The organism is Chitinophaga skermanii (assembly GCF_003259335.1).
Classification (GTDB): Bacteria; Bacteroidota; Bacteroidia; order Chitinophagales; family Chitinophagaceae; genus Chitinophaga; species Chitinophaga skermanii.
Map to the genome: position 1 here is coordinate 35,797 of NZ_QLLL01000012.1, position 17,156 is coordinate 52,952.

Annotated in this window: 11 protein-coding genes; 4 read left to right on the forward strand and 7 right to left on the reverse strand. The window is 43.6% G+C overall.

The features are described from left to right. The first annotated feature begins 73 nt into the window (after window positions 1-73). Window positions 74-235 carry a hypothetical protein gene (locus tag LX64_RS26105; RefSeq protein WP_158538725.1) on the forward strand — a complete coding sequence of 54 codons (162 nt, stop codon included), beginning with the start codon at window positions 74-76 and terminating at the stop codon, window positions 233-235. A 54-nt stretch (window positions 236-289) separates the two neighbouring features. Here the strand turns inward: LX64_RS26105 and LX64_RS23650 are convergent, their stop codons facing one another. The 5 genes from LX64_RS23650 to ruvA all read right to left on the reverse strand — a co-directional run bounded on the left by LX64_RS23650 (window position 290) and on the right by ruvA (window position 12,560). Further along, on the reverse strand, window positions 290-1,504 hold the full coding sequence (locus tag LX64_RS23650) for a sialidase family protein (protein WP_148707438.1): 1,215 nt from the start codon (window positions 1,502-1,504) through the stop codon (window positions 290-292). After that, on the reverse strand, window positions 1,501-3,798 hold the full coding sequence (locus LX64_RS23655) for a TonB-dependent receptor (RefSeq protein ID WP_245952804.1): 2,298 nt from the start codon (window positions 3,796-3,798) through the stop codon (window positions 1,501-1,503). The genes LX64_RS23650 and LX64_RS23655 overlap by 4 nt, the downstream gene beginning before the upstream one ends. Window positions 3,799-3,936: 138 nt before the next feature. Beyond that, window positions 3,937-4,299 (reverse strand): hypothetical protein, encoded by a 363-nt coding sequence (locus LX64_RS23660; protein WP_111600181.1) that lies wholly within the window; start codon window positions 4,297-4,299, stop codon window positions 3,937-3,939. Window positions 4,300-4,707: 408 nt separating this feature from the next. Then, a complete protein-coding gene (gene sov, locus LX64_RS23670) occupies window positions 4,708-11,937 on the reverse strand; it encodes a T9SS outer membrane translocon Sov/SprA (protein ID WP_111600183.1) in 7,230 nt (2,409 codons plus the stop codon). A 35-nt stretch (window positions 11,938-11,972) separates the two neighbouring features. Then, on the reverse strand, window positions 11,973-12,560 hold the full coding sequence (ruvA, locus tag LX64_RS23675; RefSeq protein ID WP_111600184.1) for a Holliday junction branch migration protein RuvA: 588 nt from the start codon (window positions 12,558-12,560) through the stop codon (window positions 11,973-11,975). Between the two features lie 183 nt (window positions 12,561-12,743). Between ruvA and LX64_RS23680 the strand changes: the two genes are divergently transcribed. From LX64_RS23680 to LX64_RS23695, 3 genes are all read left to right on the forward strand, one after another. Beyond that, complete coding sequence (locus LX64_RS23680; RefSeq protein WP_111600185.1) at window positions 12,744-13,754, forward strand: beta-ketoacyl-ACP synthase III; 1,011 nt, start codon at window positions 12,744-12,746, stop codon at window positions 13,752-13,754. A 1,044-nt stretch (window positions 13,755-14,798) separates the two neighbouring features. Next, window positions 14,799-15,602: a class I SAM-dependent methyltransferase gene (locus LX64_RS23690; RefSeq protein WP_111600187.1), complete on the forward strand. Its 804-nt coding sequence runs from the start codon at window positions 14,799-14,801 to the stop codon at window positions 15,600-15,602. 6 nt (window positions 15,603-15,608) lie between these two features. After that, window positions 15,609-15,821 carry a hypothetical protein gene (locus tag LX64_RS23695; protein ID WP_211324882.1) on the forward strand — a complete coding sequence of 71 codons (213 nt, stop codon included), beginning with the start codon at window positions 15,609-15,611 and terminating at the stop codon, window positions 15,819-15,821. A gap of 23 nt (window positions 15,822-15,844) precedes the next feature. Here the strand turns inward: LX64_RS23695 and LX64_RS23700 are convergent, their stop codons facing one another. Beyond that, window positions 15,845-16,540, reverse strand: coding sequence for an NUDIX hydrolase (locus LX64_RS23700; RefSeq protein WP_111600189.1), 696 nt, complete (start codon window positions 16,538-16,540; stop codon window positions 15,845-15,847). Between the two features lie 64 nt (window positions 16,541-16,604). Next, entirely contained in the window at window positions 16,605-17,099 is a 495-nt protein-coding gene (locus tag LX64_RS23705) for a DinB family protein (protein ID WP_111600190.1), read from the reverse strand. Between the last annotated feature and the right edge of the window lie 57 nt (window positions 17,100-17,156).

Genomic DNA, 17,156 nt, shown 5'->3' on the forward strand with positions numbered 1-17,156 from the left:
ACCAATTATTGTATGTATTTCTTTATGAAGACCTTTTTATTGAGACTAACTAACCTAAAAAACCATATCCCCTATGCTTACATTTGTTACTATTTATCTCCTTCGGCTATACTACCCGAAGATAAGAGCGCAACAACGGTATTTCACCGATCGTTCCCGGAGAAACAATTATGGCTCTTGGGCTGTGAAGCAAGAATGGCAGAGCGAGAAACCGTATGTTATCGGCTTTAACTAAAGAAATTATGATAAAAGGGTTGCATCTATGTAGATACAACCCTTTTATATTTTGTTATAAACATGTGACTGTTTGCACGCAAACAGATTCGAGCGTTCCCTCTTTTCGTTTATACGCTACCACTGCTTTATGCTCATAAGCTCTCAACACAGGAAAACTTGTGAATCCCGTATCGGCGCTCATGTTGCCGGCATAGATAGTTGTTCCGTTTTCGTTTTTCAACTGGATGCCGATACGGTTATTACCGGTTTTATTAGGCACCATTTCATCCCACACCAGCAGCATTTTATTGTCGCTTAGTACACCCAATTGCGGGTGCTTAGCGCCTTCTACATTGCTAATATTTTCTTTCTGTGTATACGTATTCCCGTTTGTAAACGAGCTACAAAAGAATACTCCTTCTCCGCCACCCATGGTAAACCAAGCGAAGTGTAAGCCTTTGGCGTTTTGTACCATGGTAGGTCCTGTGTGCGGGCAACCGCGCACCACCCAGTTGTCGGTACTAATGCGAACTGGAGGTGAAAATGTTTGGCCATTATCTGTACTAAGAATGTGCGCCATATCGCGGATAGTATCTTGTACAATATCGCGGAAAGCCACGTGGATAGCGCCTTGTGCATCTACTAGCAACTTCGTTCTACAGCATTGGCAAATCGTTTCGCCAATAGCGTGTTCCCCTTGAAATCCTTGCTTGCCTTGGGTAGTAGCAAAATACAGGCTGGAACCTTCGTGCGTGGTATGTTTACGGTTATCTAACCAAACAGCCGCTACTTCTCCATTAGGTAATAGGGCCATATCAAAATACCGTTGATCGTAGCTAGCCGTGTCGGTTACCAAGGGTTGCGCAGCTTCCCATGTTTTGCCGTTATCGAAAGATTGGGTGTAAAATACTTTCCCGGCATATTTATTCCTTGGATCATTCGATTCGCGGCCAAACATGGCGATCATGTGGCCATTGGGTTGGAAGATGATCTTCGGCATATTTTCGGCGTGGGGCAATATACTGTCGGCCGTAGGAATATTAACCGTTTGCTCGGTATCGCCTGTCAACACCCGGTAATGTAGTGTACCTAATGTAGCAGAACCGGTTTGTTCTACCCAAGACACTACTGTTTTGCCTGTTGGAGTTTGCGTGATATATGGGCATGAACCAATTGTTTCTGTGTTTGATAATATTTCTTCCTTCCCAAAGGATAATTGTGGCGATTGTTTACAAGCGGTCAGCCATAACATCCACACAATACTTACACTAATAATACTTACTCTCATGATTTATTTTTTCCGGTGAATGTATATGCCAAGCCTACGTTGAATGTACGTTTCGGGCCTGGGCGATAGGTGGTAGCATACACGGTTTTTTCGGCTGTAGTGGCATAAATGCTATTGGCTACGTTACGGCAATTCACCCAGCATTCGATGTTTTTGTAGTTGTATCCAAGGCGAGCATTCAGCAAATTGTAGCCATCGTATTTCTTCGTATTGGCTACATCCATATAGTACGGCCCTACATATTGCCATTCCAAGCCCATTCTTACACCTTTTAGCACAACGGGTTTGAAGGTTACTTCTGCATTTGAAATTACTTTCGGGGCACTGTTCATGATGTTACCATCGTAAGTTTTGCCTTGCTCTTGGTAGGCAAGGAATTTATGTTCGGCGTAGGTACCGCTTACACGTAGTAAAATACTACGGATGGGTTCGTAGCGTAAGTTCCATTCGATACCAGTATGTGTTGTTTTACCGGCATTTCTATTCTCGTAAGAACCATCGGCTAAGCGTACACTTACAATTTCGTTGGTGCCGTTCATGCGGTAAACGCCTAGTTCTAGGGTAGCAGCATAACCGGGGATCGTCCACCAGCCGCCGGCTTCATAGTTTTGGTAGCGGGCAGGTTTTAAGGTAGGTACTTTTACGCCACGGTATAATTCCGAGATATTGGGAGGCGCAAAGCCTACGCTGTAGTTCACATAGGTGCCTAAGCCTTTGCCAAAATCGTAGGTGATACCAAGTTTCGGGGTCCACGCTTGGAAGTAGTTTTTCTCATCGGGCGCCCCGGTGAAGGCCGATGGTGGTAAGTAGTTGTTGAAGTTGTAATCCATTCGATCGTACCGCAAAGCGGCTACGAATTTCATATGTTCAATTGGTGCGAATTCGGCTTGTACATATGCCGCGCTATTCAGTAGGTTCACATGGTAGTTCGTGAGTACCGAATCGGTGGATGTATAGTTGATGTAATAGCCTGCTTGGTTGCGATCGATATCGATGTAATGAGCGTAATAATCGCTAGGACTATTATCCATGCTGATACCGGCAATAACAGCGGCTTCTTTCCACTTAAACGATTTCTTATGTTGCAAAATCACCCCGTAGCTGGCAAAGGCATCGCTATTAATTTCGCCCCTCGCTTTTAATGGGTTGTTTACCACGTTTTTCACCGCGTAAAAAGGGTTTTGACCAATTTCATTGTTACGGTAGAAGAAGGTAAGGTTTGTTTGGTTACTCGCATCCCAATTCGCTGTTAAAGTACTTCTATAGCGGAAAGCCTTCACTTCTCTATAAGAGAAAGTATGGAAGTTGCGGTAATCTTTTCCATAGAAATGAGCACTGTCGAGGCCGCCCACTTGGTCGGTTTTATAATTCACAATGCTAGCAGCGTTTGTCCATTTAAAGCGGTGATTGATGTTATAATCTACTTTTACATTCAAGGCTAGCTTATGAAAGTCGCTATGGTCCATGTAGCCATTGCTTTGCTTGGCGTAATACCCACCTACTACAATGCCTACTTTATTGAAAGTATTGGACACCATTACATCGGCTCTTCTATACCCCCAATCGCTGGCTTCTACTTGTACTTTCGCATATGGCAAGGCGGTAGGATTGGCCGTGATAAAGTTGATAGCGCCCCCTACTGCTTCGCTACCGTATAGGCTGGAAGCTGGGCCACGTACCACCTCGATCCGGCTAAGGGCAGCCATGTTGATTTCGATTAACGCGTTGTGGTTGAAATCGCCTGTAGTTCTAATAGGCACGCCATCTTCCATATACAAAAACAAACTCTTATAACCGATGGGCTGGCGGATAGCCATGGTATGTTGTTCATTGCCTAAGTCAACCATGTACACACCGCTTACTTTATTCAGTAATTGTTCTAATGAAGTAGCCTTGGTTTCGTTCATCATTTGCTTGGAAATGGTGCTGATAGCAATGGGAGCATCTTTTCTTTCTTGTTTATCGCGGCTGGAAGTCACGATAAACTCATTCAGTTTTGTTCGATTGGGTTCCAAGGCAATTAACATTACCCGGTTCTCTGTCCAAGCCACTTTCTGCGAAGTATACCCAATGTAGCTAGCCTGCAAAGTATCGTGGTATTGTGGCACTGTTAGTTTAAATTTCCCTTGTGCATCGGTATAACAACCCGTAGCATGCCCACTAATAGACACTGATACCCCTTGTAATGCCTCTTTTGTTTCGGCATCAATAATGCGACCTTCTACAGCCTTTTGGCCATATAACATAGCTGTATACGCGATGATTAAACACCACGTGAGCAATAATTTTTTCATGTACCTGTAATTCCGGGAAGCATTGTTCCCTGCTGGTTTATACAACAAAGCATGCATACTGCGCAGTTTTTACGTGCACGGTACAGGGCGCTGCTGTTTCACAATAAGTTCCTATCTAAAATGATAAGCTGCGGCAAGTTATGCGCAGGGCGGCCTGAAAATGGCGCCAACATGAGCGGGTACCAGGTGCTCGGAGTAAGCGGGGTAAGGTATAATTGTGGAAGGAAGGTTGGTGGTATGTTCTTCGTACGTTACTGCTTGTAAAACCACCTCGTACTTATCCTTTGCGCTGTTACCGTTTTTCTCTTGCTGGGTGTCTTTGGCCATTTGTTTCATAAAATGACATTTACCATGACACGCCAATTGAGGTTTTGCACGATTCACACAAAGCACGTTTTCGATATAATTCTTATTCACAACAAACTCCAATACAATCAGCCCCTTGCTACAAGTTTGTAGCATGATCGCCGTGAGTAGTATGTAAGAGAAAAGTTGCTTCATCGAATTATATCACAAAAGATTGCAATAGATCGCAATTTATCATTTCGAGCAAAATTAGGTGTTCTGAAGTTTTGAGCAATGATTTTTATCAAGTCTTCTAAAAAGAGTTGTTTTATGAATGGCGGTTTCTTTGGTGGTTTTCAAATCCTATTGGTTACTTTCTTTGCTTCTCCAAAGAAAGTAACCAAAGAAAGGAGGAAAAACGGCGAAAGACTGCGTCGCCGTTTTATCGGGATGTTGATTAGGCGGTGGTGCTACTGTGGTGAAGGGCATGGGCGCTTTGGGGGGCCTGTTTTGTTGGGGGGGTGTTAAGGGAATAGCAATGCTCGTTGTTCTATCTTTATAAATTGAGAAAGGGTGACCAAGCTTTGTGCTTAATCACCCTTTTATATAGATTTTATATGCTTGTTACTGTGCTAACATATACCGGAAGGTGAGGCCACCCCGGGTGGTGGTAATTGGGTACGAGGTGGAAATGACCGGTATGGATTGTTTTCGTTCGTAGAAGAAGCGAAGATTTACACGGTTGTTCACTACGTAGTCGATGGTTGGCATAATGCCGATTACTTTCTGTCCGCTGGTGGGGATTACGATGTCGGCATCGAGTTTATTGTTGACGGTTTTATCGTCGCGGAAACTCATATCCAAACGAATGTTTAGGTCGTTCATCATCTTCTTGCCGCCATCTTTACCGATTGAGAATGGCAATTTAAACCCGCGAAGCCTATACCCTGCTCCTACCGCAATTTCGCTCGACCTTATTTCACTTAATTGATAATCGATTAAGCTAAGGCTTAAGGTGCGGCTCTTCTTGTATTCTAACTTCACATCCAAGGTATTCGTGAATGTAAGGTTAATGCCCAATAATGGTTCGAAGCGTTCGCCCATGGTTAAGTTCGGTACCATGAAATAAGGTACATAGTTACCAGAAACAGTATCCACGAACGCTGGATAACCGGCTAATCTTGGATCTTCAAATGCGAGGTTCGTGTTGTAAGAACTCATCATTAAGTTACCAATATAACCGTGCGATATGGTGAAGTTGGTTAAGAAGTTGCGGAACGGGGCCAAGCGTGATAAACCGGTGTAGGTTACGCGCCAGTTCGGCCTTGGCCAAATATTCGCAAACGGGTTGCTACGGATGCTACTATTGTTGTTCTTCAACAAGCCAATTTTTTCAGGGTCTTTACCTGTATAAGCGGCGAGGAAGGCCGGTATTAGTACATCTTGTGCGTACCTGCTATAACCATATTTGTAAGTCGGATCTTTCGGGTTTTGTGTTGGCACGCCCGGATCGCTGTTATACGGGTTCTCGCGCGCCAAACGATCAGAAATTACTTGCCTGTATGCCTCGAAGTTTTTGAATGTTTTCGACATACCTTGCTCGGCATCGATTTTATCAAATACCGTTTTAATGGCAATAAATGTTACTTCAAAACCACCTGCATCGTACGGGTTCAAATGTGTGAAGCCGCTATCGCCGGAGTTTTTATACAATTCGCCATGCGATTTAGTGAACGATTTCACCAAGTTCAAATCCACTTTAAAGTCGCGCAACAATTCGAAGTTCGCCTGTATTTCTAAGCGTTGTGTGAACTGTTGTTGGAATTGAAGGTTGAAGGTAGTATCTGGTGTTATTAAGCCCTTTTGTGCGAACTTATCCAACCATCTTTTATCGGGTTGATAACCGAATAAGAAGTTGAAGCCCGGCGCCATAGAAGCCCAGTTCTGCCCTAATACTTTGGCACTGTCGATATAACCCGGCAAGCGTGTACCACTGTTTTCGCTATAGTTAACGGTTACGCGTTTCAGTGATAATAACGGCGTTAATACAATCTTCCAAATTTTCGGCACATCGCCATTATTAGATTCTACTTTTACGTTCGTGCTTTTCCCGAAATCGTTGCTATTCATACCTGGCGGTACTTGCGACGTGGTATAGTTCGAGGTGCCCAGTACTTTCCGGAGGAATTTGGATTTGTTATAGAGCTCCGTGAATTTCAATTCACTGGTTAAGGTTTTTTGTTGGGTGTTTTCGATGGCGTTACCTAGGTACAATGCTAAACGGGATGCCCCAATCCAACGGTAATCGGTACCGTAACTAAGGTTGATGTTGGTCCAGTCAACCAAAGGTAATTTCGATGTAGGCAATGTATATGTTAAGGTAGCGCTATGGAAGTAGTTCGTTGTTCTACCCCCTTTGAAGAAGTTTCTTCTTACGGTATCACGTTTTTCGCCGGTGATTCTACCGTCTGGTTCATCAATACGTGCATTGTTCACAGCGTTAAACTCAACATTAATGCTTTGTGTAAGCTGCCATTTCAAACCGTAATAACGATCGAAGGTGAAGTACTTGTTATACGTTTCCGGCATTTTATACGGGCCACCGCCGATGTTTCTAATCTGCGTAGCACCGAATTGCCTTGTTACATCGGCCCTAAAGCTTAGTAACGACGGTACGTAGTTAAAGTTCACATCCCTAATGAGCCCCAGCCACGGCGATTTGCTCTTCACCATTTTCTTGAATGGTGTTAAGAATTTGCTAGGTGCTGCGTAAGTATACCCCAAGCCACCACGATGCTTCGTTAACACGTCGTTCTCGATAAGCGGGTTATGACGGTTAATTTGCGAGAAGGAATAACTTACGTCGAAGTTTTCAATATCCCACAAATGCACTTTCGTTTTATCCATGCTCAGCTTACGCACATTCGTGAAGTTCAAGCTCGTAATAGAGGTAAAGTCTTCCGCTTGGCGTTTGATAGAATCACGTTCCGCTTTTGTGCGGGCTAGGTGGAGTTTATCTTTCAGTTTAATATCTAAATCGTACGGATCGTATTCCGGCGTACTCGTGGTTTGTGAATAACCTGCATATACCGGGATCGTTAAGCCTGTTCGCTTGGGTAATAGTTTACCTAAATCGAGGTTGGTAGCTACGTCGTATTGTAAGTAGTTATCGCGGAATCGTTCATTTACTCTTTGATCGATGTTACCAAATCCTGCCGTGTGCATATTGCCACTTACAGTTAAGGTACCCAAATCTGCCAATTGTAAATCCATCCGCGCTAACGCCGCCCAACCGCCTTTTTCATCTAACCCTGTTAAACGCATTTCGTTGAACCAGATTTCCGCGCACTTCGGCATACCATCGTCTTTCGGGTTAATTACACCAATCATTACGTTGCGTAATTCGCCCAAACTAGGATTACCTACGATGGTGAGGAAGTTGGCGCCATCGCGTTCACTATAAGGAATGAGTGGAGATTGACCGGCTTGGTTACGTTTTTGTTTCAATTGACTGAATTTATCTAAGGCCACGTTCAAGTCGTTCACAGATGGCCAGATGGTCATCGCGTCGCTTGTGTTCCAAGGTGTAACTGTCAATGGAATTTCGTATTCGTAGTAGTTATCTGTAAAGTCGCTACCTAAGCGGATGATGGCATGTAATTGTCCATCGCGCAAAGAGTTTTGGTCGTTCATCGCTTCTGCGTGGATGAACATTTCCAATTTGCTAAACTGGCGTAAATCCAAGTTGGTGCCTTTGTACAAAGCACGTGATTCACCGTCTTGCAAATTACACACCTGCATCGACAATGCTTGTTCGTTCAACAAGATGTTCGTATTGTTAGCACTCAATGTATTTTGACGAATAATACCCGGCGGCACTACGTAAGGAATAGGTGTACGTTTAGCATTTTCCTCGATGTTCACGGCAGAAACGTTGAACAGTGTGCTTTGATCTACCGGCATGGGATCGCCTGGTTTCAATTCGTATAAATAACGGCGCCATTGGTTCCGTACAAGTTCCAACTTCGCGAAACGTAATACTACAGAATCTTCGAAGTTTGTAAGGAACATACGCATGAAACGGATCGATTTGAAATCGGGGATATTACCTACTTTTTTATCGTAATTGCTGATCGGCACTTTGAACTGGTACCAAGTTTCGGTGCCTTCGGAGTTGTTCGGCAATTTTACTTTCGTAACGATTTTATCTACGATATAGTTTTGACCCACTTGCATGTCTGGGGTCAATTTCACGCGGTATTGGAAGTATTCTTCCGATTCGTTCATCGTGTTATCGCGGTTCAAATCTTCCGATTCTGGGTAGTTTGTGGCTGCTGAAGAGAATTGCGAGTTGTTGTCGGACACCGGCGAGTTTCCTTCAGGTCCATTAATACGCTTATACCTTTCCAAGATGCTTTTCTTCTCGGCATCGTAATCGGCGCCACGGTAGAAATGGTAATCATCATTAGAAGGATCTTTCATGGCTTCGCGTACAATTGGCGAACCTGCGCCGAAGCGCGATACCAATTGGTTAATATAATTGCTACGGTACGACACCTCGTCTTGCGAGTTCAAACCATCGAAGCCCACGTCCTGGTATTTACGAATAGCAGGATCGTTATCGAATGCTTGGGTGATTTGCTGTTGGAATTTCGGAATCCTACCCCAGTTAGAAGTATCGATTTTATTCGGGTCTTTATTCGGATCGGGTAAACCGTTTTCGAAGAATTTACGAGAATCCTTCAACACGTCTTCTGAAACGTTACCCAAGTTAAAGTAGAGGTCGCCCCCTTTAGAGTTACGGTTCATGATAAATGGATCTTGCACCCAGAACTCGATAAACTCGATGTTGGCGGTTTCGAAATCACTATTATCAATCGCCCTCATGATACCACCCCAACGCTTTGTAGGGAAACGTAAACGGCCATTGGCAGTTACGCTATCGGAAGCATCGAAGTTATAAGGACCTCTTTCTGTTGGATAGAAGGCTAAATCGAGTGTGCTTAGCTGGCTTTGACCAAAGTCGGTGCTTCTATTCGGGAATACATCTTTTTGATACACCAAGCGTACGCGTGGATCCGACTGTTCATCGGCCGTGATGTTCGGTGGTAAGCTAGGCGATTTAGGGATTTGCAACGTTGGTTCAATGATGTACCAAGCTAACAAGGCCCTGTTTTTACCATAAGAAAGATCGTTTGTAGCGTCGGCTTCCGGGAAGAGGATATTACCGGCTTCGTCGGCAGCGTCTTTCGGTGTAGAAGCTAACGACCAGCTTGTAGATGGGAACTTCAAATCGTAACCATTACGAGCGCCTTCGAAATCGTCGATATACACTTGACCTTGCTTGCTACCCGCGGCATTTACCAACTTGGAGTGGCCGGGGAATAGGCGAGCTACCTCACCCGTGAAATTGATAATGGACGGGGTTTCAGTTTTATAGTTCGGTAATTTATCGAGGAAGCGTGTTAAGCCTTTCCAATCGGAGTTATAGTTCACATCTAAACCCACCACGGTATTCTTAATAGGATCGTCGCCGTAGTTTACTTTTTGGTAGTACGGGCGTTCGCTCATCCTCACGATCGTGGAACCGATGCTTAACTTATCATTCACAAAATAATCGAACCGGGTACCTAGGTAATTTCGGACTTGCATCCCGAAATTGGCGTTGTTTTCGAACTGCACGTTAATGGGCACCCCGCTACTCAAAATACCGGAGTTAATGATTTTCAACCTACCCATGTTATAATCGATCACGTAATCGTAGTTCTCGCGGAGGAGCTGGCCACCCGCGGTAACGGTTACCGAGCCTGGCGGAATGTTATAACCTCCCAGCATGATCTCGGAAGAGTTGGAAGATTTATAAGAACCGCGCATTACATAGCGGTTCAATTGCGGGAATTGTTGGGCTACCACCTTGATGGAGTCGTACAATTCGCGGTACATGTATTTCTTTTCCAAAGCCGCATTTCCCCCGAAAGCCTTTTGCACACCTTGGGCAAATGGTTCTAGCATGGGGAACATAATACGCCCGTTCTGGCTATTGATCGTGTAGCCTTCTACATAATCGAATATACCATCGGGTTGCGGATCGTTTTGGTTATTAAGCCTATCGAGGTTGAGGATGGAGATGATCGGCATGCCTTCGTAAGAGCCTCTTGCATCGGGGATGTACCTTTTATCACTTGGCTGGCGATCTTCGCTGCCGGGATCCTTGTACAACACATCCAGCTTGAAATCTTGGCGGTTCAGTTGGTAAGCACCTGTTGCATAGATGTTCTTCATCATCAAATCCCAAATCGGCAAAGTAGGTCTTGCAGAGGTGGCTTTCAACAATTTCAAGAATAAAATACGCTGGTTTGCCGAGTTGTTCTGATCTGGTGGAACATCTTGCGAGAACTCACCCACGCGGTAAACACGGCCATTGTATGTGTATTCGTACGCCACAGCCAACACCTCGTCTGGCTGTAATTGCTGGTTCAAGGAGATGAAACCGAGTTGGCGGTTGATGGTAAACTGGGTAGAATCGAGCTTACGGGCAAAGGTTTTTTCGAAGTCTTGCACCGGTTGTAAGCCCATGGCCAATAAACGACTAACCACCGTACCCGTATAGCGCGAAGCAGGGTCGGCGGTTAATTTACTATAGAGATCATTCGTTCCCCGGTCGGGCACCTTCGAATTTGTGAGTACATTGATCCCGGTATTATAAGGTTTGTACTCGGCCATATCCATCAAACCAACGATATCGCGGGTTTCGGTGGTGGCCCCTGTTTTATTCGTGACCCATACCTCGATCCGCGTGACGTTCGCGAGGGAACGTATGACGGGCAAATTACTCATGGAGTAATTGAAGGTATCTCGGAAGAATTGCGCTAAGAGGAAGTGACGGTTATCTTCGTACTGGTCGGCCGTGATGGCAAAGTCGGAGGTTTGCGCTCCGCCACGCAGTTGGAGATTTTGCTTTTGGGATTTTTGGTTAGAGAGAACGCTGGTAACGGTTAGTCGGCCGAATTGTAGTTGCGTTTTCACACCAAAAAGCGATTGCACACCGGAAATTAAGGAAGTGCGTAAAGGGAAACTTACGTTACCCGCTTCTATTTTCTTAATAATTTCATCGTCGTACCCTGTGTATTCGAGCTTAATTTGGTTCTCGAAGTCGAAGGTCGACTGGGTATTATAGTTAGTGGTTAGTTTAAGTTTATCCCCGATTCTACCAACAAGGTTCATGTTGATATCCATATCGAAGTCGAACCCACCGTTTTTACGGGCGCGTTCTACGAGTACGGGGTTTTTGATATTCTGACCTTGGTAACCGAAAGTGAGTCCTAAGCTACCTTGTGGGCGTAGATCAACCTTAGTACCTCCGAATATGCGATCGAAGGCCTTTCCGCCGCTGTTGAGGACGGGGGCTGCACTTTTTTGGTTGAGGTTAGAGATCGTGCTGGCTCTTTTTTGCCAGTACGCCTCTTCACTTTGGGCTGACTGCATTTTGTAGAACTCGCCGAATGACATCACCGTGGGTTGTCGATAATATTGACTACCAATCATTTCCTTCACGGTATACTGTTTTGTAACCGGGTCGTACTCGACGGTTTTCGTAATATTCGATGGATCTTTAAGATCAATGGTGTTTTTCACGGGATCAGTCACCCCTGTTCCTCTCCGGTCGCGGATAGGAAACTTCAGGGTATCGGGAGCTTTAGGTGTAGTATCAGTTGTTACGAGTTTCTCAATTGCTTCAAAACTGCTTCCATAGGATCGATAGGAATTTGACGTTCTGTTCCTGGCTGCCGTGTCAACAATAACAAAAGATACAACGCCTACTATAGCAATAGCACCATAGTTAATCTTTGCCAAGCGAAATTAGATTTTATAGAGGTCAGTGTTAAGTATTATAAACTTTTCAGGGATTTCTTGATAAGCGCCTCTAAATCAGTCGTCGACGGGTCTGCCTTCAATACTTTCTGGATGGCTTGTTCTGCCATATTACGGGCAATTCCAAGCGTGATTAGTGCATTTAACGCGTCATCTTGTATTGTATTGTTTGGGGTGAAAGATAAATTAACGGTATCTACATTTACACGTTTCATTTTATCCTTTAATTCGAGGATGATGCGTTTGGCTGTTTTGGCGCCGATACCTTTAACACCTTCGAGCATTTTCTCATTTTCCATGAGGATAGCTCTTTGAATATCTGCCGGTTGTAGTGAGGATAACATCATGCGAGCAGTGCTGGCCCCGATGCCGGATACGCTGATGAGGTGTAAGAACATCTGCTTTTCCGCATCATCAAAAAAACCGTAGAGCGTGTGCGCATCTTCTTTAATATGCAAATATGTTAATAATTTGCACGATTCCAAATGTTGAATTTGGGAATACGTGTTTAAACTTATTTGTACTTCATAGCCTAAGCCTTGGATATCAACATGCACAAGGGCTGGCGTTTTATAGGTAAGTTTCCCGTTAAGGTAAGCTATCATATATAGGTTGAAAACATCAATAAAGAAACAAACTTACATAAAAAGTCCGATTGCCGAAGTGCCTACCAGGAATGATTCAAGTAAGTTCATATCTTTATTAACAAAATGGTTCCCAGAATCATTTTAGGAAATATTGGGTTAAATCGTATTTTTACGCCCATTTTAATATAACATCTTAGCTATATGAGTAAAATTACGGCCGCCATTACAGCGGTGGGTGGCTATGTTCCCGACTACGTATTAACCAACGAGGAATTAACCAAAATGGTTGATACTACAGATGAATGGATTACAACCAGGACGGGCATTAAAGAAAGAAGAATACTAAAAGGCGAAGGCAAAGGTACATCAGAACTTTGTGTACCGGTGGCATTAGAAATATGTAAGAAGAAGGGTATCACGCCAATGGATATCGACTTATTAATTGTGGCAACTGTCACGCCCGACATGGTTTTCCCAGCTACGGCGAACGTTGTTTGTGATAAAATAGGTGCTAAAAACGCTTTTGGTTTCGACATTAGCGCTGCTTGTTCCGGCTTTTTATACGCATTGGACACAGGTGCTCGCTTCATCGAAAGCGGTCGTTACAAAAGAGTGATGGTGATTGGAGCCGACAAAATGAGTTCTATCATCGATTACACAGATCGTGCAACATGTATCATTTTTGGTGATGGCGCAGGTGGTGTATTATTGGAACCAAATGAAGATGGTTATGGTTTGATCGACAGCGAGTTAAAGAGTGATGGTCATGGCCGTGAATACTTGCATATGAAAGCAGGTGGTTCAGCGAAGCCGGCTTCAGCGGAAACAGTTGCTAACCGTGAACACTTCGTGTATCAAGAAGGTAAAATGGTATTCAAATACGCTGTTGCAAACATGGCTTCTGCTGCAGAAGAAATTATGCGTCGTAATAACCTTACCAGCGAAAACATTGCTTGGTTAACACCACACCAAGCCAACTTGCGCATTATTGCAGCTACTTCCCATGCGATGGGTTTACCAGATGAGAAAGTGATGATTAACATTGATCGTTTCGGTAATACTACAGCCGGTACAATTCCATTGTGCTTGTGGGAGTGGGAAAGCAAATTGAAAAAAGGCGACAACATCGTTTTAGCTGCATTTGGCGGGGGCTTCACTTGGGGTGCTTCGTACATCAAGTGGGCATACGATGGCGATAAAATCGAAAAATAAGTTTCTCTATCTCATTCATAAACAAGCCGCTAGCACATAACGTGTTAGCGGCTTGTTCATTTTACTGTGTCGTTTAAAGTTAATAGCTGCTTGCCTGCTAACCATCAACCTCTCCATCAAAAATACCCAGGGTCTTCGTTGATAAACTCATCTGCCTTATAAAACTCGTAAAGATTTGTGCCGCAAAAGGGGCAAAATTTGATGTTCAAATGCTTCACATTTCTTTCCTCTGTCATATAACCAGGCGTCACAAAAAATCGGAATAAATTGGTTTTGTCAAAACGTACTTCAGCATCATACTTTACAACCCTGAAGTTCATTCCAATTTCTCGCGATACTTCGTGCCGTATGCCTAGCCGGGTGCAACAAAATTTCTTTTGCATGGTCTTGTGTGTATTTAATAGTTAGGCCCACTTCCAACGGTTCCGGTATACAAATACATTCCCCCAGGTTGTTATGCACAACCACAGTTAACATTTTTGCATAGGAAATTCGGTGAAGTAAAGCTCATCCATAGGTAAACTGCGTACTCTTATACATCCCTTGTTTCCACTTTAAAAGTGAGAACAACGCGGAACCTGTGAAGCTTCGGAAATCATTACTAGCTCGGGCATTCCATAGGGTTTTCATATGTATGGTATTTTATCATCAAATACGAAAAAGATATACATCCAGGTAATTGGCAACATCTTTTATGTTGATATATAAGTTTCCTCTCACACAGGTAAGCAGCGTGCAATACTCCATCGTGTACTAACTATTAATTTTCTACAGCTCCTTCCCATAAAGGATAAAGCGATCGTTTGAGGCCGGAATTTCTGTGTTTAAAATGGCTACATTCTGTTTAGAAGGCTCTATGGTCGATGCTTTTTACAAAAAAAATCTTACGCTTTTCACTACCTTAATTGGTTAGCAAAATAAAGTCAAGCGACTCATTTCAATAACTAAAATTAATAAATACATTTTTTAAAATATAAATACAATCGACTTTTTCAAATTGTTTAGTACAGCTCTCCAATTCTTTAATTTTTGTAATTTCAATATATGAAACAGCCCAACAATGGTAACTTCCTCGATCTCAATAAACAAGCATGGAATGATAAGGTAGCGGTTCATTTTCAATCCGATTTCTACAATATGCCCGCTTTCCTAGCCGGTCAAACGTCTTTACAACCCATCGAACTAGCCCTTCTTGGCGATGTAAAAGGTAAAAAAATACTGCACCTCCAATGCCATTTTGGGCAAGATACGCTATCGTTACAACGGTTAGGCGCCCAAGCTACAGGGGTCGATTTCTCGGAGAAAGCCATCGAAAAAGCCCGCGAAGTAAATACCCAGCTCGGCCTCAACGCCCAGTTTATTTGCTGTGATATTTATACCCTTCCGGCACATCTGAACGAACAGTTCGATATTGTATTTACCAGCTACGGCACCATTGGCTGGCTACCCGACCTGGATAAATGGGCCGGCGTGGTGCAACATTTCTTAAAACCCGGCGGCCAATTCGTGTTTGCCGAGTTCCATCCTTTCATATGGACCTTAGATGATACGTTTGAGAAGATACACTACCACTACTTTAACGTAGAAGAAATTGTAGAGAATGTAAGTGGTACGTATACCGACCGGGATGCGCCACTCCAAGCGAAAACAATATCTTGGAACCACCCCCTAAGTGAAGTACTTACAGCATTGATGCAGCAAGGGTTACAGCTTACATCCTTCTTGGAATACGATTATTCGCCGTATAACTGCTTCCCGGGTATGACGGAATTCGCCCCTCATCAATTCCGTTTCAATTCCCACGGTAGTAAAGTACCGTACGTGTACGCGTTAACGGCTGTTAAATAGATGATGATGGCAAAGAAAACAGTAGATACTAAGCACACGATCCCCGTTAAGCTATGCTACTCGCATATCGGCGGAAAATTAGGCATGCGTATTTTTGAGCATTTCGAGCAGCAGGGTTGGATTGTACGCGACGAGTCAACAGAAAAGCATTACAAACTCACCCCGCTCGGCGAGCAAGCACTCGCTAAGCTGGGTGTAGATTTGGAAGGTATTACATAACAGGTAAACTATACGCGTGTATACTACATCGTAAAGCCGAAGCCTGTTTCCATTAATAATTCATATTTCTGTTTATCGAACCTATAAAGGTGGGCACCTTTCTTAGAGCTGGTTTTATCTTTTTCTTCCAGTTTCTCTAAGATGTTCATGGCAAGGATCTTCTTACGGAAGTTGCGTTTATCCAGCTCGCGTTGGTAAATTTCTTCATACAAATTACGCAACTGGGGCAAGGTAAACTTCTCTGGTAACAACTCGAACCCTACTGGGTGGAAGCGTACTTTCTCGCGTAAGCGCTTCATGGCCTCTTGTAGCATTAAGTTGTGGTCGAATATTAATTCCGGAATTTGGTGTAGTGATAACCAGTGTGCGCCATGTTCGTTGGCTAGAAGGCGGTCGTGTTCTTTGATGCGAATTAACGCGTAATAAGTAACAGCAATTACGCGCGAGCCTGTGTCGCGGTTTACTTCGCCGTAGGTATGCAGCTGGTCCATATAGATATTTTCCATGCCCGTGGTTTGTTTTAAAACCCGTGCTGCTGCTTCGTCTGTACTTTCTTCATCTTGTACAAATCCTCCTACTAAACTCCACGCGCCCGCCATAGGATCAACTTTCCGCTTTATGATCAGCAACTTTAATTTGCCATCTTCAAAGCCAAAAATGATGCAGTCTACTGCTACCAAGTGTTTCGGGGCGTTCTCATAGAAGGAATGCATGCTCATAAATCTTTTATTTTGAGGAATCGCAAGATAAAATATAGTTTCCATACTTGCTAGGCCTCTTGGGTTATTTAATGTTGAGTGCGAAGGTTGTCATATCCGTTGAGGGTAACTTCGTTACACCTACTTGACGTAACATGGTGATCAACTGGCCACGGTGAAAAGTGTTGTGATTAAATACGTGTGCTAACGTTACTTCTACCGGTAATTTGAAGTATTGTTTCTGAAAATTATAATATCCATATACATGTGAAAGCTTCTGTGGTGTTGCCTTTTCAATGAATTGAATATACGCTTTCGATTGGGAAGCCCACTGCTGGTTGATCTCCTCCATCGTATCTTCCATATCAAATGTTGGCGGCGGAATTTGTTCCATTAAGTGTATCCTTTGATACCAAATACGCTCGGCATTCCACATGTGGATAACCGTTTTACGCAATGTTGGAAAACTTGATACTATCTCTTGGTTCAATTTATCTACAGGCAACCCGTTCAAAATATTGATCAAGCGGCCATTTGCCCAAGCATTGTAATTGGCTAAACGAAGTAGGAAATCGTTCATGTAAGTTGTAAATTTGAAATTAAGTACAATCGGGTACAAATGTAAAAACTGTAGCGT

Coding starts and splice junctions, on each gene's coding strand:
- LX64_RS23680 (WP_111600185.1), top strand. CDS start 12,744: ATGAGTAAAATTACGGCCGCCATTACAGCGGTGGGTGGCTATGTTCCC.
- LX64_RS23655 (WP_245952804.1), bottom strand. CDS start 3,798: ATGAAAAAATTATTGCTCACGTGGTGTTTAATCATCGCGTATACAGCT.
- LX64_RS23660 (WP_111600181.1), bottom strand. CDS start 4,299: ATGAAGCAACTTTTCTCTTACATACTACTCACGGCGATCATGCTACAA.
- LX64_RS23695 (WP_211324882.1), top strand. CDS start 15,609: ATGGCAAAGAAAACAGTAGATACTAAGCACACGATCCCCGTTAAGCTA.
- ruvA (WP_111600184.1), bottom strand. CDS start 12,560: ATGATAGCTTACCTTAACGGGAAACTTACCTATAAAACGCCAGCCCTT.
- LX64_RS23700 (WP_111600189.1), bottom strand. CDS start 16,540: ATGAGCATGCATTCCTTCTATGAGAACGCCCCGAAACACTTGGTAGCA.
- LX64_RS23705 (WP_111600190.1), bottom strand. CDS start 17,099: ATGAACGATTTCCTACTTCGTTTAGCCAATTACAATGCTTGGGCAAAT.
- LX64_RS23690 (WP_111600187.1), top strand. CDS start 14,799: ATGAAACAGCCCAACAATGGTAACTTCCTCGATCTCAATAAACAAGCA.
- LX64_RS26105 (WP_158538725.1), top strand. CDS start 74: ATGCTTACATTTGTTACTATTTATCTCCTTCGGCTATACTACCCGAAG.
- LX64_RS23650 (WP_148707438.1), bottom strand. CDS start 1,504: ATGAGAGTAAGTATTATTAGTGTAAGTATTGTGTGGATGTTATGGCTG.